Below are 23,510 nucleotides of genomic sequence, written 5' to 3'. Positions count from 1 at the left end.
CCTATTGCCCGCCGCAAACCGGATACGCGCTCAGTCCCCGCCTCCGCCGCCGCCTCCGCCGCCGCCTCCGCCGCCGGAGTCGCCGCCCGACCCGCCGCCCGAGTCGCCGCCGGAGGAGCCGCCGCTGGAGTGACCGCCCGACCAGTCGCCGTCGAAGGCCGCGTCGCCGCCCCAGCCTCCACCGCCGCGATGGCCCGAGGGCCGCCCGGCGGGCGGCGCCTGGTACGGGGCGTGGCCGTACCCGTAACCGGGCGGCGGCACCTGGCCGGGGCCGTGACCGGGCGGGCCGTACTGGCCGGGACCGGGTGCGGGACGCGACTTCTTCGTCGCGACGACCACGATGAGGATCACACCGCCCACGAGGAGGGCGAGGAACGTGAGGACGATCAGGAGGAGGAGCAGCGAGGCCAAGGGGAGTCCAGGGGGTGAGGACCGGGGCGGGTCAGGGGATGCGGGCGGAGGGTTCCGCCGTGTCGCCGTCCCGGCGGGCCGCCACCGCCTCCGGGGCGTCCCGGCGGAGCGCGCGGTCCCGGCGCACGGCCAGCACGACGAGCGTCACCATCATCGCGACGGCGACGAGCCCCAGCAACCCGGAAAGGTACGTCATCGCTTCACCCTCGTCGGCGGAATCGGCGTCACGGGTCATGACGCCCGCCGGCGGCGCGAAGTTCGCTTGTGTGCGGTGCGCAACTAAAGCACCGACGCTAGATGACTGTGGCTCCCGGGACAGGCCCATGCGCGGCGAGCGCCTGCGCGGCGACCCCGGCGCGGCCGAGCGCGCCGGCGAGTTCGGCGGCTCCGGCGGCGTCCGCGGCGAGGAACGCGCAGGTGGGGCCGGAGCCGGACACGAGCGCGCCGATGGCGCCGAGGTCCCGTCCGGCGTCCAGGGTCTCGCGCAGGGACGGGCGCAGCGCGAGCGCCGCGGGCTGCAGGTCGTTGGTCAGCGCGGCGCCGAGCGCCTTGGCGTCCCCGGCGGCGAGCGCGGCCATCAGGTCGCCGGACGCCTCCGGCCACGGGACGTCCCCGCCCCGCGCGGCGCGGATCCGGTCGCACTCGGCGTAGACGGCGGGGGTGGACAGGCCGCCGTCGGCGGTCGCGAAGACCCAGTGGAAGGTGCCGTGGACGGTCGCGGCGGTGAGCCGCTCGCCGCGGCCGGTGCCCACGGCGGTGCCGCCGAACAGCGCGAACGGGACGTCGCTGCCGAGCCGAGCGCCGAGCTCGAGCAGGTCGCCCGGGGTGAGGGCGGGCGCGGCGGGGTCGTCCCACAGCCGGGCGCAGGCCAGCAGCGCGGCGGCGGCGTCGGCGCTGCCGCCCGCCATCCCGCCCGCGACCGGGATCGCCTTGCGGATGCGCAGCGCGACGCGCGGCTCCACGCCGAGCCGTCCGGCGACGAGCCGGGCGGCGCGGGCGGCGAGGTTGCCGTCACCGGTCGGGACGCCGTCGATCGCGACGCGGGAGCCGGGTGCGGCCTCGACGGCGATTCCCAGCGCGTCGGCGGGTGCGGCGGTGACCTCGTCGAACAGCGACACCGCGTGGAAGACGTTGACGAGGTCGTGGTAGCCGTCGTCGCGCAGCGGGCCGACGCCGAGCTGCAGGTTGACCTTGGCGGGGACGCGCACGCTCACCGGATTCACGTCACCGAACCCTACGGGACGGGCGGTGCCCCCGCGTTCCCGCGCGCCCGCCGGGAGGGTCAGCCGCCGCTGGTGACGGGGAGGTTGCGCGGGTTGAAGTACGGGGCGGTGGCGAGCTCGCGGAGCGCCGACACCGCGTGCTCGTCGCCCGTCACCGCGTAGCGGTTGTTCTCGTCGCGGGGGCCGTCGGCGCGCTCGTCGGAGTTGAAGTAGACGACGGCCTTGACCTGCGGGTCCTGCAGGGACTCGGCGGCGGAGCGGAGCCACTGCGCGCGGCGGTCGCCGTAGGAGCGGGGCACCCCGAACTCGGCGATCATGATGGGCTTGGCGCGGTCGTCGGCCCAGTCCAGGAACGGCTTGAGGGAGTCCGAGAGATCCTGGTAGTCGACGTCGCCGCTGGGCCGGGCGTCCGCGCAGATCCAGTCGACGTGCTCGTCGCCCGGATAGTAGGAGGCGACGTCGCGCGCGCCGAAACCGCGGGCGGTGGGGCACCAGACCCAGGCGACGTTGTCCACCTTCTCCTCGGCGAACACCTTCCGCATGTGCTTCCAGGCGGTGACGAAGTCGGCCGGCGAGTGGACGCGCTCCTCTTCGGCCGGGTCGTCCATGTCTCGGGACCAGCGCAGGAACACCGGCTTGCCGAGCTTCTTGATCGCGCGGGCGCGGTCGCGGACCAGCTCGTCGAAGCGGCCCTGGAGGACCTCGCGGGTGTCGCCGCCGTCCCAGGTCAGCAGCAGCTGCCGGTCGGAGCCGGTGATCTCGCGGGCCAGGTCGTCCGGGAAGCCGGCCTCCCAGTCGTGGTAGGTCTGCACGATGTCGAGCTTGCGGCCGAGGTCGCTCTCGAACCCGGTGACGTCCGACATGCCGGGCCCGTCGACGTTCCCGCTCCCGGTCGCGGACGGGCTCGGGCTGCCGCTGCCGGACGGGCTCGGGCTCTCGCCGGGGTCGCCGCCGTCCTCGCCCTCGCCGTCCTCGCCGCCCGCCGCGCCGCCGGGCAGCCAGGCGCCGAAGTAGGCGCCCTGCTCCGGGGGGACGGGCGCGACGCCGGCCCGTGCCGTCGTCGTGATGTCGGGGGCCGCGCCCGCGCCGTCAGAGCACCCCGCCGCGACCGTCCCGGTGAGTCCCGCCACCGCGAGCAGGGTCGTCGCCACGACCGGGATCCTCGCCCGCGCCGTCCGCGAACGCGCCTTCACCATCGTCCTCCGACTCATCCGGGTCCGCTGCGTCCCCGGGGGCCGCCGCCGGGGGATCATGGGGGGAGCCGCCCCGCCCTGAAGGACCATACTCGGCAATCCGGGCGAAGGAGGCCACGTCCAGAGCTTCGCCCCGGGTCCGCGGATCGACGCCCGCCGCGCGCAGCGCCTCCTCGGCCGCCGCGGCGGACCCCGCCCAGCCCGCCAGCGCCGCCCGCAGCGTCTTGCGCCGCTGCGCGAACGCCGCGTCGACCACGGCGAACACCTGGTCACGGGATGCGCGGGTCGCCGGCGGCTCCCGGCGGGCGAACGCGACGAGCCCGGAGTCGACGTTCGGGGCGGGCCAGAACACCGCGCGCCCGACGGGCCCGGCGCGGCGCGCGTCCCCGTACCAGGCGAGCTTCACCGACGGCACCCCGTAGATCTTGTTGCCGGGCGGGGCGACCATCCGGTCGGCGACCTCGGCCTGCACCATGACCAGGGCCTTCCGCAGCGACGGCAGCGCCGCCAGCAGGTTCAGGACGACCGGGACCGCCACGTTGTACGGGAGGTTCGCGACCAGCGCCGTGGGCGCCGGACCGGGAATCTGTGTGATCTTCATCGCGTCGGCGCGCAGGACCTCCAGCCGTCCCGCCAGCTCGGGCTCGCGCGCCGCCGCCGTCGCGGGCAGTTCGGCCGCCAGCACCGGGTCGATCTCCACCGCGACGACCCGCCGCACCTCCGGCAGCAGCGCCAGCGTCAGCGAGCCGAGCCCCGGCCCGACCTCGATCACGACGTCGTCCGGGTCGAGCTCCGCCGCGCGGACGATCCGGCGCACCGTGTTGGCGTCGATCACGAAGTTCTGGCCGAGCGTCTTGGTCGGCCGCACGCCGAGCCGTCCCGCCAGCTCCCGGACCTCCGCCGGCCCGAGCAGTCCCCGCGTCTCCCCCATCCGTCGATTGTCTCAGCAGCGGCGCCCTCCCCCGGCCGCCGCCGGGCCGCGGCCGATGGGAACGCTCCCCCGCCGGACGGCGTCGAACGATCATGCGCCGCCGCCTGTTCGCCTGCTCGGTCGTCGCCCTCCTCGCCGCCGGGAGTTTCTGGCCGGCCGTTCACGCGTACACGTTCGCCTTCGGGGAGAGGGCCACCGCCACCATCGACGGATGCGATGCGCGCAGGTCGGACGACTTCACCTCGACGGCCTGCCACGGCATCTGGCGCACCGGGGACGGCGACCGCGGCGCGGGCGAGATCCACAACCTGACCCGTGAGCAGCGGCGCGGGACCGTCCCGGTCCCGGTGCGGATCGGTCCCATGGGGCCCTACGCGAACGGCTGGGACCGCGCATGGCCGACCGCGGCGCTCACCGCAACCCTGGCACTGATACCGATCACGGTGGCGACCTGGATCCGGCGGAAGCACGTGCTGCCCGCCCGGAGGCTCGCCGGCGCGCTGCTCGGCGCGCCGGGCGACACGCTCGTGGTCCCGTTGTCCGGGTCCGAGGTCCGCCACCCCGACGGCTCCCTCTACGCCACCGTCGCCGACACCGGTCCGGAGCCCGCGCCCGGCCACCGGCACCTCGAGGTGCCGGGCCGCCGCCGGACGGACCGCCCGCAGCCCGCGCTGGCCTCGGCGGACCGCCTGCGCCGGTTCCGGACCGTCACGGACGCCGCCGGACGGCCGCTGCTGCACCTGGAGCACCGCTCGGACCGCGGCCTGCACCCGGAACACGTCCTGCTCGACCCGTCGGGCGCCCCGGTGCTGCTCGTCCGCGACGACCCCGAGCGGGCCCACGCGTACCACCTGCTGGACGTCGCCGGCACCGTCGCCGGGGACGCCGCACCGGTCGAGGGCCGCGGCGGCAGGACGCTCGAACTGTCCGGCGCCGACGCGGAACCGGTCGCCACGGCCGCGAAGGACGGGGGCCGGTGGGTGCTGCGGGTCGAGGAGGGCGCGCCGCGGCCGCTGCGCGACGCCGCCCTGGCCCTCGTCCTCATCCGGCTCACCGTCATCGATTGACCGGCCGCCGCGCCGGGGAACGGCCCCCGCCCGGACGGCGTCGAACCGGCATCCGCCTCGATCCAGACACGGAGCTTCCCTTGGTGCGCCGCCTCCGCTACGTGCTCATCGCGATCCCCCTCGTGATCGTCGCCGCCTGGTCCGCCTACACGGGCGCCCTCGTCCACACGTTCGCCGCCGGGGAGAGGGCGACCGCCGTCGTGGAGTCGTGCAGCCTCGGCGGGTCGACCAACGGCCGCAGAACCTCAGGCAGCTGCCAGGGCACCTGGCGCACCGAGGGCGGCGAGACCGGCCGCGGTGAGATCTACAACCTGAACGTCCGGGAGGCCGCGGGCGACACCGTCCGGGTGCGGATCGGGCCCCTGGGGCCCTACGCGGGCGGGTGGGACCGCGCCTGGATCATGCCGGTCGTCTCCGGCGGCTTCATCCTGCTCGCCCTGATCGCCTACATCGCGGTGCTCCGGTGGAAGAAGGTCTTCCACCGGCTGAAGCTCGCCGAGTCGATCGCCGGCGAATCCGGCGGGCTGATCGTCACCGAGGCCGGGGCGCGCCGCTCCGACGGCGCCCCGCACGTCCTCGTCCGGCGTCTGGAGGCCCCGCCGCCGGGCCACCGCCGCCTCGACCTGCCGGGCCGGACCGAGCGCCACGACGAACTCGCCGGCCCCGGCCGCACCGTCTTCCAGTCCGTGCTCGACGCGGACGAGCGCCCGCTGATGATCCTCGAACACCGGTCGGACCGGAAGCTGAACCCCGAGACCGTCCTGCTCGACCCGTCCGGCGCCCCCACGATGCTCGTCCGCCGGGTGGGCGAGCGGGAGTTCCGGCTGCTGGACCCCGCGGGCACCGAGCTCGGTTCCGCCCGTCCCCCCGGCCGCGCCCGCGTCCCGACGCTGGAGGTGCGGGACGCCGACGGAAACCGGGTCGCCGTGACCGTCGGCAAGCGGACCGGGTGGCTGCTGCGGACCGAGGTGGACGCGCCCCCGCCGCTGCGCGATGCCGCGCTCGTCCTCGCGCTCGTCCAGAACCGCACCGCCTACTGAACCGCCTGCTGAGGAGAACCCCCATGTCGTCCTCACCGGATCCGCCCCGGCCGCCGATCACGTCCGTCATCAAGCCCCGTACGTCCATGCGCAAGGTGCCGGCCGGGGTCGCCGTCGTCATGTTCTGCGCCTGGGCCGTCCACCCGGGCCTCCTCGCGTACACGTTCGCCGCCGGGGAAAAGGGGACCGCCACCGTCGGGGAATGCGTCGAATCGAGGCGCGGTCCGGCCACCTGCCACGGCACCTGGCGCACCGGCAGCGGGGAAACCGGCGAGGGGGAGATCTACAACCTCGACAGCCGGGAGGACGAGGGCCGCACCCTGCCCGTGCGGGTCGGCCCCCTGGGCCCCCACGGGCACGGATGGGAACGGGCATGGGTGTCCCCCGGCATCGGCGGAATCGTGCTGGTACTGCTGGGGCTCGGCTACACCCTGATCTACCGGGGAGTCTTCCGCCGCGGCCGCAAGCTCGCCGACGAGCTGCTCGCCGCGCCCGGTGCGCTGATCGTCTCCGACGGCGGGTCCCGCCTCGCCGACGGCTCGCCGCACACCATCGCCCGAGCCCTGCCGGAGGCGCCGCCCGGCCACCGGCGCCTCGACCTGCCCGGCCGGGCCGCGCGGCACGGCGAGCTCGGCCTGCCGAAGGACGGCCGCACCTTCTTCGTGTCCGTGGCCGGCACCGGCGAGCGGCCGCTGATGCTCCTGGAGCACCGCTCGGAGAAGCGGCTGGAGCCCGAGACCGTGCTGCACGACCCGTCCGGCGTCCCGCGGCTCCTCATCCGCCGGACCGACGGGACCCGCTTCCGCATCCTGGACGCGGGCGGCACCGAACTCGGGACCGCCGCACCCGCCGGTGACGGCGGCGTGCTGAGCATGGAGGTCCGGGACGCCGACGGGAAGGTGGTCGCCGAGGCCGCGGGCCGCGGCCTGACGAAGTGGGTGCTGCGGGTCGAGCCGGACGCGCCGCCGCCGCTGCGCGACGCCGCCCTCGCCCTCGCCTTCATCCAGCTCCGCGGCGCCTACTGAGACGGGCGGCCCGAGCCTGGGGCGTCGCCGTCCCGTCCGGGCCGCGCGCCACGTGACGCGGCGCTCGCCCTCGCGCCGGTCCTCGACCGGCGCGAGGGCCCGGCCCTTCGGGCGGGCCCGGTGACCGCGCCCGTCGGAACACCCGCGCCGGGGAACGGGCCGGGCCGCGGCGGCGTCCGATACCCGTGAACCGCCGCCGCCTGATCCCGCTCGGCCTGCTGGTCGTGCTCCTCGTCGCCCCGATGGTGTGGCCGGCCGCCCTGGCCTGCACGTTCGTCTTCGGGGACAAGGCCACCGCGACGGTCACGGCGTGCGAGCGCGGCCCGACCCGGACGGGCAGCGAAATCAAGAGCTGCCGCGGCACCTGGCGCACCGACGGCGGGGAGCGGGGCGCGGGCGAGATCTATGGAGTCCTCGCCCACCAGGAGGGCGACACGCTGCGGATCCGGATCGGCCTCGCGGGTCCCTACGCGAACGGGTGGGCGAGGGGCTGGCCGTTCCTGATCTGGACGGTGCCGGGCCCGCTCGGCGTACTGGGGTTCGTCCGGTTCCGCCGGGCCATCCTCCGCCGGGGCCGGGGGCTCGCCGCGTCCCTGCTGGCCGAGCCGGGCGCGCTCGTCGTCTCGCGGGACGCGGTGCGCCGCCCCGGCGGGTCCGCGTACGCGTCCCTGCGGGCCGCCGAGCACCCGGGCGGGCCTCGCCTGGACCTGCCGGGACGGCGCCCGCAGGTGCACCGGCCGCCGTGGGACGACCGGGACGCCCCGGAGGTCCACGTCGAGGCCGTCGCGGACGCCGCCGGGCGGCCGCTGATGTTCCTCGAGCACCGCACGGGCTCCCGGTTCGAGCCCGAGACCGCGGTGCTCGCCCCGTCGGGCGTCCCGCTCCTGCTCGTCCGCCGCGAGTCGCCGCACCCGCTCGCCTACCGGCTGCTGGACCCGTCCGGCGCCGAGCTCGGCTCCGCCCGGACCGCCTCCGGCATCGGGACGCTCGCCGTCCGCGACGCCGCGGGGAACCGGTTCGCGTCGGCGGGCCTGCGCGGACGCGACTGGGTGCTGCGGGCCGACGAAACGGCGCCCGAGCCGCTGCGCGACGCCGCGCTCGCGCTCGTCCTCGCCCAGTTCCATCACGACAACTGAGGAGACCGGATGCTCCGCACCCGCCTGGTCGCGCTCACGATCGCCGCGGTGGCCGCCGTCGCGCTGCTGTTCTGGCCGGTGGTGATGACCTACACGCTCGTCGCCGGGGAGCAGGGGACCGCGTCCGTCGCCCGGTGCGTGGAGACCGGCACCGGGAAGAACTACAACCTGAGCTGCACCGGAACGTGGCGGACCGGGAGCGGCGGATCCGGGTCGGGTGAGATCTACGGCCTCGACGAGGGCGACGCGGGCACCGACGTCCCGGTGCGGGTCGGCCCCATGGGCCCGTACGCGGGCGGGTTCGGCCGCAACTGGATCTACTACCTCCCGCTGGTGCCGCTGCTGCTCGCGCCGGCGGTCATGGTGTGGGCGCTGCGCGCGACCCTGGGGCCGGGCCGAAGGCTCGCGAAGAGCCTGCTCGCCGACCCGGCGGGCGGAACGCTGCTCATCGTCACGCCGAAGCGGGTGGACCACGCGAACGGGCTCCCGCTCGCCGTGCTGGGGCCGTCCGGCCCGCCCCCGCCCGGGTACCGGCCGGTCGACGTCCCCGGCCGCGCCCTCCGGGCCGGGGGCCGCACCCCCCTGGACGCCGCCGCCGGGATCAACCGGGACCGCAGCGAGTTCCGGCCGCTGGTGTCCCCCGGCGGGCAGGCCCTCGCGATCGTCGAGCACCGGTCGGCCAAGGGCCGCGAACCGGACCACGTCCTGCTGGACCCGTCCGGCGCCACCGTGGCGGTCGTCCGCAGGATCTCCCCCAGCCCGCCGCGTTTCGCCCTGATCGACCCGGGCGGGGCGCCGCTCGGCTCCGCGGGGCCCACCGGCGGGAAGCGGTCGGCGAGCCTGCTCGTCACCGACGCCCGGGGCGCCGCCGTCGCGACGATCGCGCACGCCGGGCGCCGCAGCGTGGTGCGGGTCGAGAACGCGGCGCCGCGGCTCTACCGGGACGCCGCCCTCGTGCTCGCGCTCGCCCAGTACCGGACGGCCGACTGACCGGTCCCGTCACCAGGGGCCGAACACGCGCTCCCCGTTGGCGGCGATGGCCGTGCACAGCTCGTCCACCTCGACGCCCTTGATCTCGGCCATCGCGCGGACCGTGTGCGGGATCAGGTAGGACGCGTTGGGCTTGCCCCGGTGCGGGACGGGCGTGAGGAACGGCGCGTCGGTCTCGACCAGGAGCAGGTCGAGGGGGGCGACGCGCAGTGCCTCGCGGAGCGGTTCGGCGTTCTTGAACGTGACGTTCCCGGCGAAGCTCATCAGGTACCCGTTCTCCGTGCAGACCTCCGCCATCGCGGCATCCCCGGAGTAGCAGTGGAACACGACCTTCTCCGGTGCGCCCTCCTCCTCGAGGACCGCCAGGACGTCGTCGTGCGCCTCCCGGTCGTGGATCACCAGGGCCTTGCCGGTGCGCTTCGCGATCTCGATGTGCCCGCGAAAGGCGCGGTGCTGGTCGTCCTTGGGCGCCCAGTCCCGGTAGTAGTCCAGGCCGGTCTCGCCGATCGCCCGGACCTTCGGGTGCGCGGCCATCGCCTCGACGTCGGCCAGGACGGCGTCCGAGATCCCCGTCGTCTCGTTCGGGTGGATCGCCACGGCCGCGTACACGTCGTCGAACTCGCCGGCGGCGTCCACGGCGAACCGGGACGACGGCAGGTCGCAGCCGATCGTGACGATCCGGGCGATGCCCGCCGCCTTCGCGGCGGCGACCTGCTCGTCCACGGGCGTCTCGACGATGTCGAGGTGGCAGTGGCTGTCGAACACGTCCACGGGCAGCCGGTCGGGCAGCGGCGGGTAGGACCGCGCCGCCTGCCCGCCGCTGCTCACTCGCCCTCCAGCCGGGCGAGCTCCTCGTCCACGATCGACTCGTCCAGCTTCTTGAACAGCGGCACGGGCTTGGCCAGCGGGACGCCCGGACGGACCGGCCGCGACTCCCAGCGGGCCTCGACGTCGTAGTCGCCGGTGAGGATCCGGTAGTCGGGGCCGCCGTCCTCCGACACGTCCCGCAGCTCCGGCATGCCGCTCCACACGCCCTCGCCGCCGAGCATCTCGTGCACCTTCTGCGACGAGTTCGGCAGGAACGGCGTGAGCAGCGTCTTCGCGTCGTCCACCACCTGCAGCGCGGTGTGCAGGATCGACTGGACGCGCGCCGGGTCGTCCTTCAGCTTCCACGGCGCCTGGTCCGACAGGTAGCGGTTGGCGTCCCGGACGACGTCGAGGGCCTCGGTGATCGCGTTCTTGAACCGGGACCGCTCGAGCTCGCCGCCGACGGCCGCGAACGCGTTCCGGCTGCGCTCCATCAGCGCCCGGTCGGCGTCGGTCAGGTCGCCCGGCTCGGGGATCGCGCCGAAGTTCTTCGCGGCCATGTTCACCGACCGGTTGACCAGGTTGCCCCACGCCGCGACCAGCTCGTCGTTGTTGCGGCGGCGGAACTCCGACCAGGTGAAGTCGGTGTCCTGGTTCTCGGGGCCCGCGACCGCGACGTAGTACCGCAGCGCGTCCACGTCGTAGCGCTCGAGGAAGTCCTTCACGTAGATGACGACCTGGCGGGACGAGGAGAACTTCCGCCCCTCCATCGTCAGGAACTCGGACGCCACCACCTCGTTCGGGATGTTCAGGGAGCCCAGCGACCCCGGCTCGCCGCCCCGGTCGCCCCGCCCGCTGTAGCCGAGCAGCATCGCGGGCCAGATCTCGGAGTGGAAGACGATGTTGTCCTTGCCCATGAAGTAGTACGACAGGGCGTCCGGGTCCTGCCACCAGCCGCGCCACAGGTCCGGGTCGCCCTGCCTCCGGGCCCACTCCACCGACGCGGAGAAGTAGCCGACGACCGCGTCGAACCACACGTACAGCTTCTTGTTCGGGTTGTCGCGCCACCCGTCCAGCGGGATCGGGACGCCCCAGTCGAGGTCGCGGCTGATCGCGCGCGGCTGCAGGTCGTCCAGCAGGTTCAGCGAGAACTTCAGGACGTTCGGCCGCCACTGCCCCTGCTTGCCGCGCAGGTACTCGCCGAGGACGTCGGTGAACGCGGGCAGGTCGAGCATGAAGTGCTCGGTCTCGACGAACTTCGGCTTCTCCCCGTTGATCCGGCTCACCGGGTTGATCAGGTCGACCGGGTCGAGCTGGTTGCCGCAGTTGTCGCACTGGTCGCCGCGCGCGCCGTCGTACCCGCAGATCGGGCAGGTGCCCTCGATGTAGCGGTCGGGCAGCGTCCGCCCGGTCGACGGGGAGATCGCCCCCATCGTCTCCGTCGGGAAGATGTACCCGTTGTCGTACAGGCCCTTGAAGATCTCCTGGACGACCGCGTAATGGTTCACGGTCGAGGTCCGGGTGAACAGGTCGTAGGACATGCCGAGCCCGTGCAGGTCGTCGGCGATCACCGCGCTGTACCGGTCGGCCAGCTCGCGGGCCGACACGCCCTCCTTGTCGGCCTGCACCTGGATCGGCGTGCCGTGCTCGTCGGTGCCGCTGACCATCAGGACCTTGTTGCCCGCCATCCGCTGGTAGCGGCTGAACATGTCGGCGGGCAGCGCGAAACCGGAGACGTGCCCGATGTGACGGGGCCCGTTGGCGTACGGCCAGGCGGGCGCGGTCAGAATGTGTCGGCTTGACGAGGACATGAAATCAAGGGTAGTCGCCGTACGCCCTCGGGATCGCACGCTTATCGGGCGCGGTAGCTTGGTTCGGCGTTCCCGACGGACGAACCGAGCGACCCGAAGGCAGAGAACGGACATGCCCCAGACGACGACAGGCGAAGCCGATCGACGGGCCGGGGACGCCGCCGAGCCGTCCCGCCGCCCCGCCGCCCGGCTCCTCGCCCGCGTCCGCCGCACCCGGCGCGCCGTCTGGCTGGCCCTCCTGGTCGCCGCGTCCGCCGTCGGCGTCCAGTACGTCCTGATGACGCCGCCGCTGTACTTCGACCCGCACTACGTGTGGCTCGCGGCCCGGTCCTGGCCCGACATCCCGCTGGACCAGTGGCCGTTCTACGAGGTTCCGCACCAGGTCACCCGGCTCGGCCTCGTGCTGCCCGCGCGGCTCGTCATGACGGTCCTCGGCGACGGCCAGGCCGCCTACTTCACCGTCGCGGCCCTCGGCGGGGTCGCGTTCTTCACCGGCACCTACCTCGTCGTCCGCGCCCTGTTCGGCGACGTCGCGGGCCTGGCGTCCGCCGGGATCCTGCTCGTCCACCCGTTCTTCACCCTGACGAACCCGTACGGGCAGGAGATCACCTGGTCGACCGGCGCGGTGCTGCCCGACATGCCGGGCGCCGGGCTGTTCGCGCTCGGGATGGCGGCGCTGGTCGTCGCGAGCCGCCGCGCCGGACGCGTCCAGACCCGCTGGCTGGTCGCCGCGGGCCTGCTCATGGCGTCGGCGTTCCTCGTCCGCGAGTTCCTCGCCTTCCTGTTCCTCGCGATCCCCGCCTACCTGGCGCTGCTGCGGATCCCGTGGCGCCGCAACATCACGGTCGGCGCCCCCATGCTCGGCGTGCTGATCCTCAACCTCGTCCACAACCAGCTGGTGTGGGGCTCGCCGCTGGCCGGGATCTCGTCGGCCGCCACGCACGGCGGCAAGTCCCGCGACTACGTCACCCGCGAGCTGGCGGCCCGCTCGTTCCTGCGCGCGATGCACGACTGGCACCCGCTCGGGACGGTCTTCGTCGTGGCGCTCGCGCTCACGATCGTCGGCTGGGCCGTCACCCGCGACCGGCGCCTCTCGCTCGTCCTCGTCTGGTTCGCGACCCTCGCCGTCCCGCTCACGGTCTGCGCGGGCGTCCTCGACCCGGACGACATCAAGCTCCGCGCGTGGCTCGTCCGGTACTGGTTCGCCGTCATGCCCGCCCTGCTCGCCGGCGGTTTCGGCTCCCTGATCCTGCTGTACCGGACGATCCCGCCCGGATGGACCGCGCGCCTGCGCCTGCGCCTGCGCGTCGCGGCGCCCGCCCTCGCGGTCGCGCTCGGTGCCGCGTACGCGGTCGCCGCCGTCCAGGCCGTCCCCGGCCTCCCCCGCGACAAGGCGTGGGGCGAGCTGCGCGGCTACCTCGCCGCCCACGACGCCGACATCGACGTCCTCGTCACCGACCGCCGCCTCGCCCAGACCCTGACCTTCTACACCAAGGACGCCTGGGGCGAGCGCACCTGGCACGGCGAGATCCGCGACTGGCCGCACTACTCCCCCCAGATCCCGCGCACCGCCTACGAGGGCCCCATGCTCTACACCCGCTGGCGCGGCATGGAATCGCAGATCGGCTACGGCTGGAGCCCCTCCCCCGCCGAGGGCTGGCACCTCATGTGGAAGTCCACCGACGGCATCCTCCAGTTGTGGAACCCGCCTTCTTGACCCAGGGGGGCGACCCCCTGGAACCCCCGTCAGTCGCGGAACGATCCTCGCGTGCTGTTGCAGGCCGTCGAGTTCCATGCGGCACACGTACGCACGCTCCGGTCGTCCCGCTCCGCGCGCCGGACGGTCCTCGCGCCCGGCTGCGGGCCCCCGCGACCCGGTGAGCGATCGCCGAAGCGCTGCGGTCGCCCGGCGCGTGAAGCACACGAAACTGCAGGCGAAGCTGCAAGCATCGAGAAAAGGGTCGCCCCCTGGAGTCAGTCGCGCGACCAGGCGACCCAGTTGCCCTCCGGGGTTCGGCGGCTGTCGACGACTTCCCAGCCGGACGGGGCGCCGCCGGGCCAGGAGTCGGCGGCGGGGACGTCGCCGGGCCACGCGAGGACGATCATGTCGGCGTCCTGCGGGGGCGGGGTCCAGCGGGAGTCGAAGAGGGTGCCCTCGCTCCACCAGGCCCAGTAGTAGTGCGAGAGCCGCATCGTCCAGGGGACGTTCCAGTCGACGGCGATCGAGCGCGGGCCGCGCAGGTCGACGCTGCCGCGCAGGTCGGTCTCGGCGGTCTGCTCCGCGACGAGCGGCCGGGCGATGCGGTCGACGGCCGTGAGGTTCATCGCGAGGGCGACGGCGCCGAGGACGGCGGCGAGCACCGGCGCGGCGCGGCGGGGCAGCAGCGCGGCGGCGGTGGCGGCGGCCAGGATCCCGAGGCCCGCGAGGGTGGCGTGCCACAGGTGGAACGAGTCCCAGTCCCAGGTGAGGAAGGACGTCTCGGGGAAGTCGTAGATCGTGAACGTGTACTCGGCGAGCAGGTCGCCCGCGTACCACTGGACGACGCACGCGGCGAGCACCGTGAGCGCGGCGGCGGCCGCGACGGCCCGCGCGAGGGTCCGGCGGCGGGCGCGCAGCAGGACGGCGGCGCCCGCCATGAACAGGACCGGGGTGATGTACGCCAGGTAGCGCCCGTACACGTAGTTGCCGACGCGGTACTCGACGGGGAGCGCGGCGGACGTCGCGACCGCCGTGCCCGCGACGGTGCCGAGCACGGCGAGCGCGAGGACGCGGACCGGCACGTCGAGGTCCCGGCGGAGGACGGCGCAGGCGGCGGCGGCGAGGCCGATCGCGGCGACGCCGCCGGTCGCGACGGCCTGGTACCAGACCTGCCCGGTGGCGAGCGACGTCGTCCAGCCCCAGCCGTCCATGGTGGTGAGCCGGTCGGCGAGGTTGCCGCCGAGGTCGTTGTCGCCCGCCGGGTACAGGTGCGGGATGATCACCGCCCGGTTCAGCAGCGCCCCGCCGAGGGCCGCGGCGCCCGCGACGGCCCCGGCGAGGATCGTCGCGCGCCACGACCGGCGGCGCAGCAGGGCGCCCGCCAGCAGGACGACCGCGTGCACGACGAGCAGGATCGCGCCCCGGCTGTGCGACGCGTAGGCGAACCCCACGAGCAGGGACCCGCCCGTCCCGTACAGCGCGAGCCGGACGGACGCGCCGCCCCGCGCGGGGTCGCGCGGGGCCGCCAGCCACGCGTGCGCGACCAGCAGCCAGCCGACGACGATGACCGGCAGGATCGCGTCGGTGAGGACGAACAGGGAGTAGAACAGCACGCCGGGCAGCAGCGCGGTGACGTGCGCGAACAGGTAGGCGGGCCGCGCGGCGACGTCCAGCCGGCGCAGCAGGAGGTAGGCGAGCGGCAGCAGCGCGGCACTGAGCAGCGCGTTGATGACGAGCGCGCCCCGGTAGACGGTGACGGGGTCGTCGCCGACCCAGAACGCGGGGAGCAGCAGCAGCGGGTACCCGGCGCGGTAGACGGTCCCGTAGGACATGTCGGCGTCGGGGCCGCCGGTGAGGACGCGCGCGGCGAACAGGTACCCGGACTCGTCCGGCGTCGCGACCGGCAGCGTCTGCCCGGACGCGAGCCACAGCCGGACCGCGACCTGCGCGAGCCAGCCGAGGACGAACGCGAGGGCCCAGCGGCGGCGCTTCCGGCGGATCCGCTCCGCCGGGGGGCCCGCAGACTCGGGCGGACGGCGCGCGACGGTCAGCGGCGCGCCCTCGGCGCTCATGGACGTCCCGCCCTCCGGCCGCACCGCCGAGCGGTGCCGGACGGGGACGCTTCGACCGGGAATCGGGCATTCGGGTCAGGAAGATCCATGGCCGTCCCAGCCTGTCACAGTAGGGGCGGGGCTCCGGCCCCGATCCGGGAAACGCTCGGCGAGTTCTCGGCTCGCGTTGAGCGGCCGTTCAGGTTCACCGCCGGACGGGCGTCAGCCGGTGCCCTCGTCGTCGGTCTCGGCGCCCGTGGCCGCGCCCGTGCCGGCGCTCGCCTTCGGCTCGGCGGGCTGCGTCGCGGCGTCGCGGCGGCGCTCCGCCTCGACCCGGTGGGCGGCGGCGTCCACGACGCCCGCGGCCTCGGCGGCCGCGTCCGCGATCGGCGGGTGCTGGCGGCGGCGGATGCCGAGGATGCTGATGAACGCGGTCGCGAACAGCGCCTGCAGGCTCATGACCAGCGCGGTCGCGGCGGGGACGACGATGCGCAGCGACTCGCGCGGGTCGAGCTCGCCGAAGTCGTTGACGCGCCAGTGCAGCAGCGACGCGACGAGGCCGGCGAGACCGGCGACGGCGAGCAGCCCGCTGACCGCCAGGCCGCGTTCGAGGCTCCACCAGTTGATGAGGCGCTTCACCCGCCGGTCGTCCGGCAGGAAGCCTTCCTGCATCGCGTAGACCTTCGTGAGCACCGCGAACACCACGGCCTGGAAGCCGATCACCATGGCGGCGCCCGCGCCGACGAGCGTGTCGACGTCGAAGGCGACGTCGCCGACGGTCACCGGACCGGTGGACAGCGCGATCCCGGCGATCAGTCCGAGCGTCATAAAGACGAGACCGGGGATCAGGAAGAGCCAGCGGGGGCTGTAGAGGGTGAGGAAGCGCAGATGACGCCAGCCGTCACGCCAGGTGTTGAGGTGCGGGGCGCGGGTCCGCCCGTCCGGCGACAGTGTGGTCGGGACCTCGCGGATGTCGTAGCCCTGCAGGGTCGCCTTGACGACCATCTCGCTGGCGAACTCCATGCCGCCGGTCTGCAGGCCGAGCCGCATGATCGCGTCCTTGTCGAAGGCGCGCAGCCCGCAGTGGAAGTCGCCGATCTTGCTGCGGAAGAACAGCCGCCCGACGAAGCTGAGCACCGGGTTGCCGAGGTAGCGGTGCAGCGGCGGCATGGCGCCGGGGGCGATGCCGCCCTTGAAGCGGTTGCCCATCACCAGGTCGGCGCCGTCGCGCAGCTCGTCCAGGAACGGGCCGAGCGTGGTGAAGTCGTAGGAGTCGTCGGCGTCGCCCATCGCGACGTAGCGGCCCCGCGCGGCGGCGATCCCGCCCATCAGCGCGTTGCCGTACCCCTTGTCGGCGACGGGGACGACGCGCGCCCCCGCGTCCCGGGCGAGCTGCTGGCTGCCGTCGGTGCTGCCGTTGTCGGCGATGACGACCTCGCCGTCGATGCCGCTCTCCTCGAAGAAGCCGATCGTCTTGCGGACGCAGGTCTCGATCGTCTCGGCTTCGTTCAGGCACGGCATCACTACGGAGAGTTCCACGTGATCTCCTTCGTTACTCCTGTGACCGTCTGCGGTGCGTTCGACTACCCTCGTGATTTCCCGCGCTCGGCCTTTTCGTTCCTGCATGATGCCTGCCGAGGGCGGGTCATGAGGGCGGGTCTGCGGAAGACCACCCGTATCGTGTTGCGCGTTCGCAACCGATCAACCCCCTCCGCCACGGTCATGGGCGGCAGGCTAGGCCGTCAAGCATACGGGCACGACGGCCGGGAAGGGGTGAGTCGGCCGTGACGCGCGCCGGAGACGGGCGGACGACCGGACGGGGTGCCCGACGGCTAAGGGGAGGTACGCCAGTGGCGGGTCGATCGCCGCGCGACACCGGACGGGACGAGACCGTGCGGGGCGACGGGCGCGGCGGCACGAACGGCGCCGCGACGGCCGTGACCGGCGAGGACGGCGGTCCGGCGGCGGACCGGCGGCGCGACACGCCGGGCTCCGCGGGGGCGGATTCGGCGGCCGGGGCGCGCCGCGACACGCCGAAGGGCACGACGTCCGTCCTGGAGATGCGGGACGTCCGCCAGGAGACGCTCGACGCGCCCGCGGAACCCGCGGAGAAAGTCGCCGAAGCACCGGCCGACGAGGATTCGGCGCGTCCGAAACGCGGTTTCGGGCTGTGGCCGATCGTCCGCCGGAACCCGGCGTTCAGTGTGATCATTGTCATGGCGGCGCTGCTCCGCCTGACGGCGATGGCCGGCTACCGGCCGGTGATGTTCTTCAACGACAGCTTCGACTACCTGCACGTCGCGATGGAGCCGTACCCGCATCCGCTGCGGCCGGACGGCTACGGCTTCCTGCTGATCCTGCTGAAGCCGTTCCACAGCTTCGCGCTCGTGTCGGCCGTGCAGCACCTGATGGGTTTGGCGATGGGCCTGATGGTCTACGCCCTGCTGCACCGCCGGTTCGGGCTGCCCGGCTGGGGCGCGGCGCTCGCCGCGGCGCCCGTCCTGCTCGACGCCTACCAGATCCAGCTCGAGCACCTCGTGCTGTCGGACACGCTGTTCTCGTTCCTGGTGATGTCGGCGGTGACGCTGCTGCTGTGGCGGGACCGCCCGTCGTGGAAGATCGCCGCCGCGGTCGGCCTGATCATCGGCTTCTCCTGGCTGACCCGGACGGTCGGCATGCCCGTCCTGATCGGCGTGCTGACGTACATGCTGATCCGGCGGAGCGGCTGGAAGATCATGGCGGTCACGGCGGCCGCCTGCATGCTGCCCGTCCTGTCGTACATGACCTGGTACAAGGCCGAGACCGGCAAGTTCGCGATGACCGAGAGCACCGGGATCTTCCTGTACGCCCGGGTGTACAAGTTCGCCGACTGCCACCAGATCCCGGACCTGCCCGTCCGCCAGTACCCGCTGTGCACCGAGGAGGAGAACCGGCTGCCGAAGTCGCAGGACGGCATCTGGAACTCCGCCTCCCCGCTGAACCGCTACCCGGGCCAGCGTTTCAGCCCGGAGAACAACGAACTCGCGAACGACTACGCCAAGCGGGTCATCACCAACCAGCCGGTCGACTACGCGCAGGTCGTCCTGGGCGACTTCTTCCGGGTGTTCCAGTGGGACCGGACCGTCTTCCCCGACAAGGCGACCTACGACCAGTACGAGTTCTGGGACGACCGCGACGGCAACTCGCGCCCGCTGCCGAACTGGCGGATGGACGGCGACTCGATCGCGGCCGCGGAGGCCAAGGAGTACGAGGACGGCAACGCCGAGACCCACGCGGTGGAGCCGTTCGCCGGGGTGATCCGCGGCTACCAGGACGTCTTCTTCCTGCGCGGCACGATGATCGGCGGCATCCTGCTGATCGGCCTCGCCGGGCTGATCCCGCTGTGGCGGCGCCTCGGCGGCCGCGCGTTCCTGCCCTGGACGCTCGCGACGGGCCTCCTGCTGGCCCCGGCCGCGACCGCCGAGTTCGACTACCGGTACGTCCTGCCGGCCGTGCCGCTCGCCGCGCTCGCCGCCGGGATGGCGTTCACCCCGGAGGTCCGCGGGACGGTCCGCGGCTGGGGCCGCCGCCTGCGCCGCGTGGCCCCGGCGACGGCCCCGGTCCCCGCCGCCGACGGCCCCGCGCCCCAGCCTTCGGCGCACGATCGCGAGAAGTAGGCCCCCGGGCCTGCCCCGGCGGTGGGGGACGGGACACGGCCGGACCGGGCACGGGCGCACGGCGCCCGGCCAGGACGCGCCGACCTGCCGGCCCCGCCGGACATGGGCCGGAACCGCGCGGGGACGGCCGGGCCGGAGCCGTGCGGGTTACCAGGCGTGGATGCGGCGGAGGTGGTAGAGCAGCTTCACGTCGGTGTCGGGGCGGATCTCGGGGACCGCGGCGACCCGCGGGTGCCGGGCGGAGAAGGCCTTGACGTTCTGGCTCTGGCACTTGGGGCAGGCGCGGTCGGGAGCCCAGGGCGTGGTGCACGGCTGCCCGCCGCGCTCGTAGGTGACGAGCTCGATGCCGTGCCCGTCGCCGAAGTGGCGGATCTCGATCTCCTCGTCCCAGGTCGCGGAGCAGATCAGGCACTCGAACGTCCACACCTCCCGGCTGGACCATGCGTCTCGCACGACCTTCACCCCCTCCGACCACGACGTCTCACCATTTCCATGGTGACTCTCCCCGAACGCCCTTCGTAGGGTGAAGTACCCGCAAATCCCGCTATGGATCGTTCCAGCGGGTGAGGATCACGTGTCCTTGGCGGCACGCGCCCGCACGACCGCGTCGTACACCACGGCCCGCGGCACGCCGTTCTCCTTGGCGATCTCCGCGACGGCCCGGTTGCGGCGCGTGCCGGTGGCCTCGCGGGCGGCGACGGCGGCGGCGAGGTCGTCCGGGTCGCTCAGCCCCGCTGGTTCGGGGGCGCCGCCGACGACGACGGTGATCTCCCCGCGCACGCCGTCCCGCGCCCACCCGGCGAGGTCGCCGAGGGGGCCGCGGCGGACCTCCTCGTAGGTCTTGGTGAGCTCCCGGCAGACCGCGGCCGGACGGTCCGCGCCGAAGGCCGCGGCCATCGCGTCGAGGGCCGCGGCGATCCGGTGCGTGGACTCGAAGAACACCATCGTGCGCGGCTCGTCGGCGAGCGCGGCGAACCGCCGGGCCCGCTCGCCGTCCTTGCGCGGCGGGAAGCCCTCGAAGCAGAACCGGTCGGTGGGCAGCCCGGACAGGACGAGCGCGGTGGTGACGGCGGACGGGCCGGGCAGCACGGACATCGGGACGTCCGCGGCCACGGCGGCGCGGACGAGCCGGTAGCCGGGGTCGGACACGCCGGGCATCCCCGCGTCGGTGATGACCAGGACGTCCCGTCCGGCGAGCAGTTCGCCGAGGAGCTCGTCCGCCCGGGTCCGTTCGTTCTGGTCGAAGTACGACACGACGCGCCCGCTCACGTCGACGCCGAGGTCGCTCGCGAGGCGGCGCAGCCGCCGGGTGTCCTCGGCGGCGACCACGGGCACGTCGGCGAGCGCCGCACGGAGCCGGGACGAGGCGTCCTCGGGCCGTCCGATCGGTGCGGCGGCGAGCAGCAGTGTTCCCGTCACGGGCCCATTGTTCCAGCCCCATTGGTCCGGGGGCGTCCCATCCGGTCGTATCGCCCGACCCGATCACGACCGCCCTTACGATGGCCTTCATGGCGACGACGGAACTGCCGCCCGCACCGGTCCGCTCGATCCGGCGGCGGCCGCACTCCCTGCGGGAGTGGCTGGCCCCGGCGATTCCGGGCAGCGCCCCGCTGAGCTGGATCGGCCCGCTGCTGATCACCGCGTTCGCGGGGATCCTGCGCTTCTACCGGCTGGGCCAGCCCGACGCGATCGTCTTCGACGAGACGTACTACGCCAAGGACGCGCTCGCCCTGCTGGAGTTCGGCTGGGAGCACAACACCGTCGAGAACGCCGACAAGCTGCTGATCGCCGACCCGGACGCCGGCATCTGGGCGAACGGCGCCGCGTTCGTGGCGCACCCGCCGTTCGGCAAGTGGATGATCGCGATCGGCGAGTGGATGTTCGGGGCGACGCCGGTCGGCTGGCGGTTCATGCCCGCGCTGCTCGGCACGCTGTCGGTGCTGATCCTGTGCCGGGTGGCGCGCCGGATGACCGGTTCGACGCTGCTGGGCTGCGCGGCCGGGCTGCTGCTGGCCGTGGACGGCCTGCACTTCGTCACCAGCCGCGCCGCGCTGCTGGACGTCTTCGTGATGTTCTGGATCCTCGCGGGGTTCGCGTGCCTGGTGAACGACCGGGACCGTTCCCGGCGCCGCCTGGCGGCGGAGATGGAGCGCGGGCACCCGTCCCCGTACGGGCCGTTCCTGCTGCACGGATGGCGGTTCGGCGCGGGGATCTGCCTGGGCCTGGCGGTCGCGGTGAAGTGGACCGGCCTGTTCTACATCGCCGTGTTCGGGATCATGGTCGTGCTGTGGGACTACGGCGCGCGCCGCAAGGCCGGGGTGCGCAAGCCGCTGGTGGGGACGCTGCTGCTGGAGTCGGTGCCGGCGTTCGCGCAGCTCGTCCTGGTCGCCCTCGTGACCTACCTGGCGACGTGGTGGGGGTGGATCTTCCGGCCGGGCGGCTGGGGGCGCGGCGAGGCCGCCTCCAACGTGCTGCTGCGCCCGTTCGAGGCGCTGCCGGACCTGTGGCACTACCACCAGGAGATCTTCAAGTTCCACACCGGGCTGGACGCCGAGCACCCGTACCAGTCGTGGCCGTGGGGCTGGCCGATCCTGAAGCGTCCGGTGGCGTTCTTCTACAACGAACCGGAGAACGCCTGCGGGGTGGGCGAGCGCTGCTCCCGCGAGATCCTCGGGATCGGGACGCCCGCGCTGTGGTGGGGCGCGCTCGCCGCGCTGGTCGCGATCGTGTTCGTCTGGCTCGTCCTGCGGGACTGGCGGGCCGGTGCGATCGTCGCCGGGTTCCTGGCCGGGTGGGTGTCGTGGTTCCCGTCGGCGTTCTCCGACCGGACGATGTTCCTGTTCTACGCGACGCCGCTGGTCCCGTTCATGGTGCTGGCGGTCGTCCTGGTCCTCGGGTACCTGATCGGCCCGGCGCGACCGCCGCGCCGCCCGCACGGAGCGTACGCCGCCGACCCGCACGGCGGTGATCCGCACGCCACCGACCCGTACGGCGGTGATCCGTACAAGGGCGGGGTGCACGCCTCGTTCCCGGGCGGCCAGCCGGCCATCGCGGGGATGCGGCGGGTGATCGGCGCGGCGGCCGCGGGCGCGTTCGTCCTGGTGGTGATCGCGAACTTCGCGTACTTCTACCCGATCCTGTCGGCCGAGACGATGCCCTACGACGACTGGCACGCCCGGATCTGGTTCAGCAGCTGGGTCTGACCTCGGCGGGCTCCGCGAACAGCGCGGGCCGGACGGGGCGCAGGCTCCGGGCGCCGAGCAGGCAGAGCACGAGGGCGAGCGCCCCGCCCGCCCCGGCACCGGCGAACGCGCCGGGCACTCCGCCGAGTTCCTGGCCGAAGCCGGCGATCGCCGACCCGGCGGCGCCGCCCGCGCCGACGGCGGCGACGACCCACGCGAACGCCTCGGTCACGGTGCCGACCGGGGCGAGCCGGTCGACGAGGGAGAAGCTGCAGGCCAGCACGGGGGCCAGGAACAGGCCGCTGAGGAACGCGAGGACCGACATGGCGCCGAGGCCGGGGGCGAGGACGAGCGGCGCGTAGCCGATCGCGAGGGCGGCCAGCAGCCACGGCAGCCTGCGGTGCGGCTCGCCCGCCCACCGCCGGGCACCGTAGACGAGCCCGCCGAGCAGGGCGCCGCCCGCCATGCAGGCGAGCAGCAGCCCGGACGCGCCGTCGCTGCCGAGCCGCTCGGCGTAGGCGACGACGGCGACCGCGTAGACGCCGAGCGCGATCCCCGCGCAGGCGAGGGAGATCAGCAGGACGCGCAGGCCGGGCGAGCGCAGCGGGCCCGCCCAGTCCGCGGCGCGGGGCTCGCCGCGCCAGCGGCGGGAGGGCCCGGAGAGCGCGACGACGAGCGTCCCGGCGATGCCGAGCGCGCCCGTCAGGACGAGCGCGGACTCGGTGTTGAGCGCGGCCGCCGCGACGACGAAGAGGGGGCCGACGGTGAAGATGATCTCCTGCGCCGCCGCGTCGAGGGCGTAGGCGGCGTCGACCTGCTCCGGGCCGTCCAGGACGTCGGGCCAGAGCGCGCGCAGCCCGGCCTCCAGCGGCGGGGTGGCGAACCCGGCCAGGACGACCGCCGCGATCGCCAGCGGCAGCGGGTCGGCGCCGGCGAGGGCGAGCAGGACGAACCCGGCGGCCGACAGGCACGCGGCGGGCAGCAGCACCCGCCCCTGCCCGTAGCGGTCCATGGCGCGGCCGAGGACGGGCTGGCCCGCGGCCGTCGCGAGCCCGAGCAGGGCCGACAGCGTCCCGGCGAGCGGGTAGCCGCCGCCGTCCGCCCGTACGTGCAGGACCACCGCCAGCATCCCCATGCCGTTCGGCAGCCGCCCCAGCAGCGTTCCCCCGAGCAGCCGCGCCGCGTGGCGCCGCCGCAGGAACAGGACATAGCCGCGCATCCGCGCCCCCGTCACCCCGTCATACGTATTACTTGTGCGAGTCATACGTACCACTTCAGGGGCCGCCGT

20 protein-coding genes are annotated in these 23,510 nt (G+C 74.2%); 8 read left to right on the top strand and 12 right to left on the bottom strand.

All coding sequences use genetic code 11. From position 1 onward, the window contains the following. Window positions 1–30: 30 nt before the first annotated feature. The 5 genes from F7P10_RS42765 to rsmA form a co-directional block, all read right to left on the bottom strand. Window positions 31–411, bottom strand: a complete 381-nt coding sequence (locus F7P10_RS42765) for a hypothetical protein (protein ID WP_176611708.1) — start codon at window positions 409–411, stop codon at window positions 31–33. A 31-nt stretch (window positions 412–442) separates the two neighbouring features. Then, on the bottom strand, window positions 443–607 hold the full coding sequence (locus tag F7P10_RS42760; RefSeq protein ID WP_176611707.1) for a hypothetical protein: 165 nt from the start codon (window positions 605–607) through the stop codon (window positions 443–445). 97 nt (window positions 608–704) lie between these two features. Continuing rightward, window positions 705–1,625 (bottom strand): 4-(cytidine 5'-diphospho)-2-C-methyl-D-erythritol kinase, encoded by a 921-nt coding sequence (locus tag F7P10_RS29820; protein ID WP_151018371.1) that lies wholly within the window; start codon window positions 1,623–1,625, stop codon window positions 705–707. A gap of 68 nt (window positions 1,626–1,693) precedes the next feature. Further along, a complete protein-coding gene (locus tag F7P10_RS29815; RefSeq protein ID WP_254716088.1) occupies window positions 1,694–2,785 on the bottom strand; it encodes a glycoside hydrolase family 26 protein in 1,092 nt (363 codons plus the stop codon). Beyond that, window positions 2,724–3,758 carry a 16S rRNA (adenine(1518)-N(6)/adenine(1519)-N(6))-dimethyltransferase RsmA gene (gene rsmA / locus F7P10_RS29810; protein ID WP_151014328.1) on the bottom strand — a complete coding sequence of 345 codons (1,035 nt, stop codon included), beginning with the start codon at window positions 3,756–3,758 and terminating at the stop codon, window positions 2,724–2,726. Before rsmA ends, F7P10_RS29815 begins: the two co-directional genes overlap by 62 nt. Before the next feature lie 92 nt (window positions 3,759–3,850). Here rsmA and F7P10_RS29805 point away from each other — a divergent pair, with 92 nt between their 5' ends. From F7P10_RS29805 to F7P10_RS29785, 5 genes are all read left to right on the top strand, one after another. Then, window positions 3,851–4,825, top strand: coding sequence for a hypothetical protein (locus tag F7P10_RS29805; protein WP_151014326.1), 975 nt, complete (start codon window positions 3,851–3,853; stop codon window positions 4,823–4,825). Window positions 4,826–4,905: 80 nt separating this feature from the next. Further along, a complete protein-coding gene (locus F7P10_RS29800; protein WP_151014324.1) occupies window positions 4,906–5,865 on the top strand; it encodes a hypothetical protein in 960 nt (319 codons plus the stop codon). 23 nt (window positions 5,866–5,888) lie between these two features. Further along, on the top strand, window positions 5,889–6,890 hold the full coding sequence (locus F7P10_RS29795) for a hypothetical protein (RefSeq protein ID WP_151014322.1): 1,002 nt from the start codon (window positions 5,889–5,891) through the stop codon (window positions 6,888–6,890). A 185-nt stretch (window positions 6,891–7,075) separates the two neighbouring features. Beyond that, a complete protein-coding gene (locus F7P10_RS29790) occupies window positions 7,076–8,026 on the top strand; it encodes a hypothetical protein (protein WP_151014320.1) in 951 nt (316 codons plus the stop codon). 9 nt (window positions 8,027–8,035) lie between these two features. After that, window positions 8,036–9,016 (top strand): hypothetical protein, encoded by a 981-nt coding sequence (locus F7P10_RS29785; protein ID WP_151014318.1) that lies wholly within the window; start codon window positions 8,036–8,038, stop codon window positions 9,014–9,016. Window positions 9,017–9,025: 9 nt separating this feature from the next. Here F7P10_RS29785 and F7P10_RS29780 read toward each other — a convergent pair whose 3' ends face one another. Together F7P10_RS29780 and metG are read right to left on the bottom strand one after the other, a co-directional pair. Then, window positions 9,026–9,844, bottom strand: coding sequence for a TatD family hydrolase (locus F7P10_RS29780; RefSeq protein ID WP_151014316.1), 819 nt, complete (start codon window positions 9,842–9,844; stop codon window positions 9,026–9,028). Continuing rightward, entirely contained in the window at window positions 9,841–11,634 is a 1,794-nt protein-coding gene (metG, locus tag F7P10_RS29775) for a methionine--tRNA ligase (RefSeq protein WP_151014314.1), read from the bottom strand. Before metG ends, F7P10_RS29780 begins: the two co-directional genes overlap by 4 nt. 112 nt (window positions 11,635–11,746) lie before the next feature. On the opposite strand from metG, the gene F7P10_RS29770 reads away from it, so the two are divergent. After that, the gene (locus F7P10_RS29770) at window positions 11,747–13,351 is read left to right on the top strand and encodes a glycosyltransferase family 39 protein (RefSeq protein ID WP_151014313.1); all 1,605 of its coding nucleotides are present in this window, start codon (window positions 11,747–11,749) and stop codon (window positions 13,349–13,351) included. A gap of 257 nt (window positions 13,352–13,608) precedes the next feature. Here F7P10_RS29770 and F7P10_RS29765 read toward each other — a convergent pair whose 3' ends face one another. Next, window positions 13,609–15,405, bottom strand: coding sequence for a hypothetical protein (locus F7P10_RS29765; protein WP_151014311.1), 1,797 nt, complete (start codon window positions 15,403–15,405; stop codon window positions 13,609–13,611). A gap of 201 nt (window positions 15,406–15,606) precedes the next feature. Continuing rightward, complete coding sequence (locus F7P10_RS29760) at window positions 15,607–16,923, bottom strand: glycosyltransferase family 2 protein (protein WP_254716087.1); 1,317 nt, start codon at window positions 16,921–16,923, stop codon at window positions 15,607–15,609. A 311-nt stretch (window positions 16,924–17,234) separates the two neighbouring features. On the opposite strand from F7P10_RS29760, the gene F7P10_RS29755 reads away from it, so the two are divergent. Next, window positions 17,235–19,040, top strand: coding sequence for a hypothetical protein (locus F7P10_RS29755; RefSeq protein ID WP_254716086.1), 1,806 nt, complete (start codon window positions 17,235–17,237; stop codon window positions 19,038–19,040). Window positions 19,041–19,187: 147 nt separating this feature from the next. Here the strand turns inward: F7P10_RS29755 and F7P10_RS29750 are convergent, their stop codons facing one another. Both F7P10_RS29750 and rsmI read right to left on the bottom strand, forming a co-directional pair. Then, the gene (locus F7P10_RS29750) at window positions 19,188–19,493 is read right to left on the bottom strand and encodes a hypothetical protein (protein ID WP_151014310.1); all 306 of its coding nucleotides are present in this window, start codon (window positions 19,491–19,493) and stop codon (window positions 19,188–19,190) included. A 117-nt stretch (window positions 19,494–19,610) separates the two neighbouring features. After that, window positions 19,611–20,459, bottom strand: a complete 849-nt coding sequence (gene rsmI, locus F7P10_RS29745; RefSeq protein ID WP_151014308.1) for a 16S rRNA (cytidine(1402)-2'-O)-methyltransferase — start codon at window positions 20,457–20,459, stop codon at window positions 19,611–19,613. 89 nt (window positions 20,460–20,548) lie between these two features. Here rsmI and F7P10_RS29740 point away from each other — a divergent pair, with 89 nt between their 5' ends. Continuing rightward, on the top strand, window positions 20,549–22,243 hold the full coding sequence (locus F7P10_RS29740) for a dolichyl-phosphate-mannose--protein mannosyltransferase (protein WP_151014306.1): 1,695 nt from the start codon (window positions 20,549–20,551) through the stop codon (window positions 22,241–22,243). Here F7P10_RS29740 and F7P10_RS29735 read toward each other — a convergent pair. Continuing rightward, window positions 22,227–23,441 (bottom strand): MFS transporter, encoded by a 1,215-nt coding sequence (locus F7P10_RS29735; RefSeq protein WP_151014305.1) that lies wholly within the window; start codon window positions 23,439–23,441, stop codon window positions 22,227–22,229. The genes F7P10_RS29740 and F7P10_RS29735 overlap by 17 nt on opposite strands. Window positions 23,442–23,510: the final 69 nt, after the last annotated feature.

It is taken from the genome of Actinomadura sp. WMMB 499, from assembly GCF_008824145.1.
In the GTDB taxonomy this organism is placed as follows: domain Bacteria; phylum Actinomycetota; class Actinomycetes; order Streptosporangiales; family Streptosporangiaceae; genus Spirillospora.
This window is presented reverse-complemented; position numbering and strand designations above follow the sequence as displayed.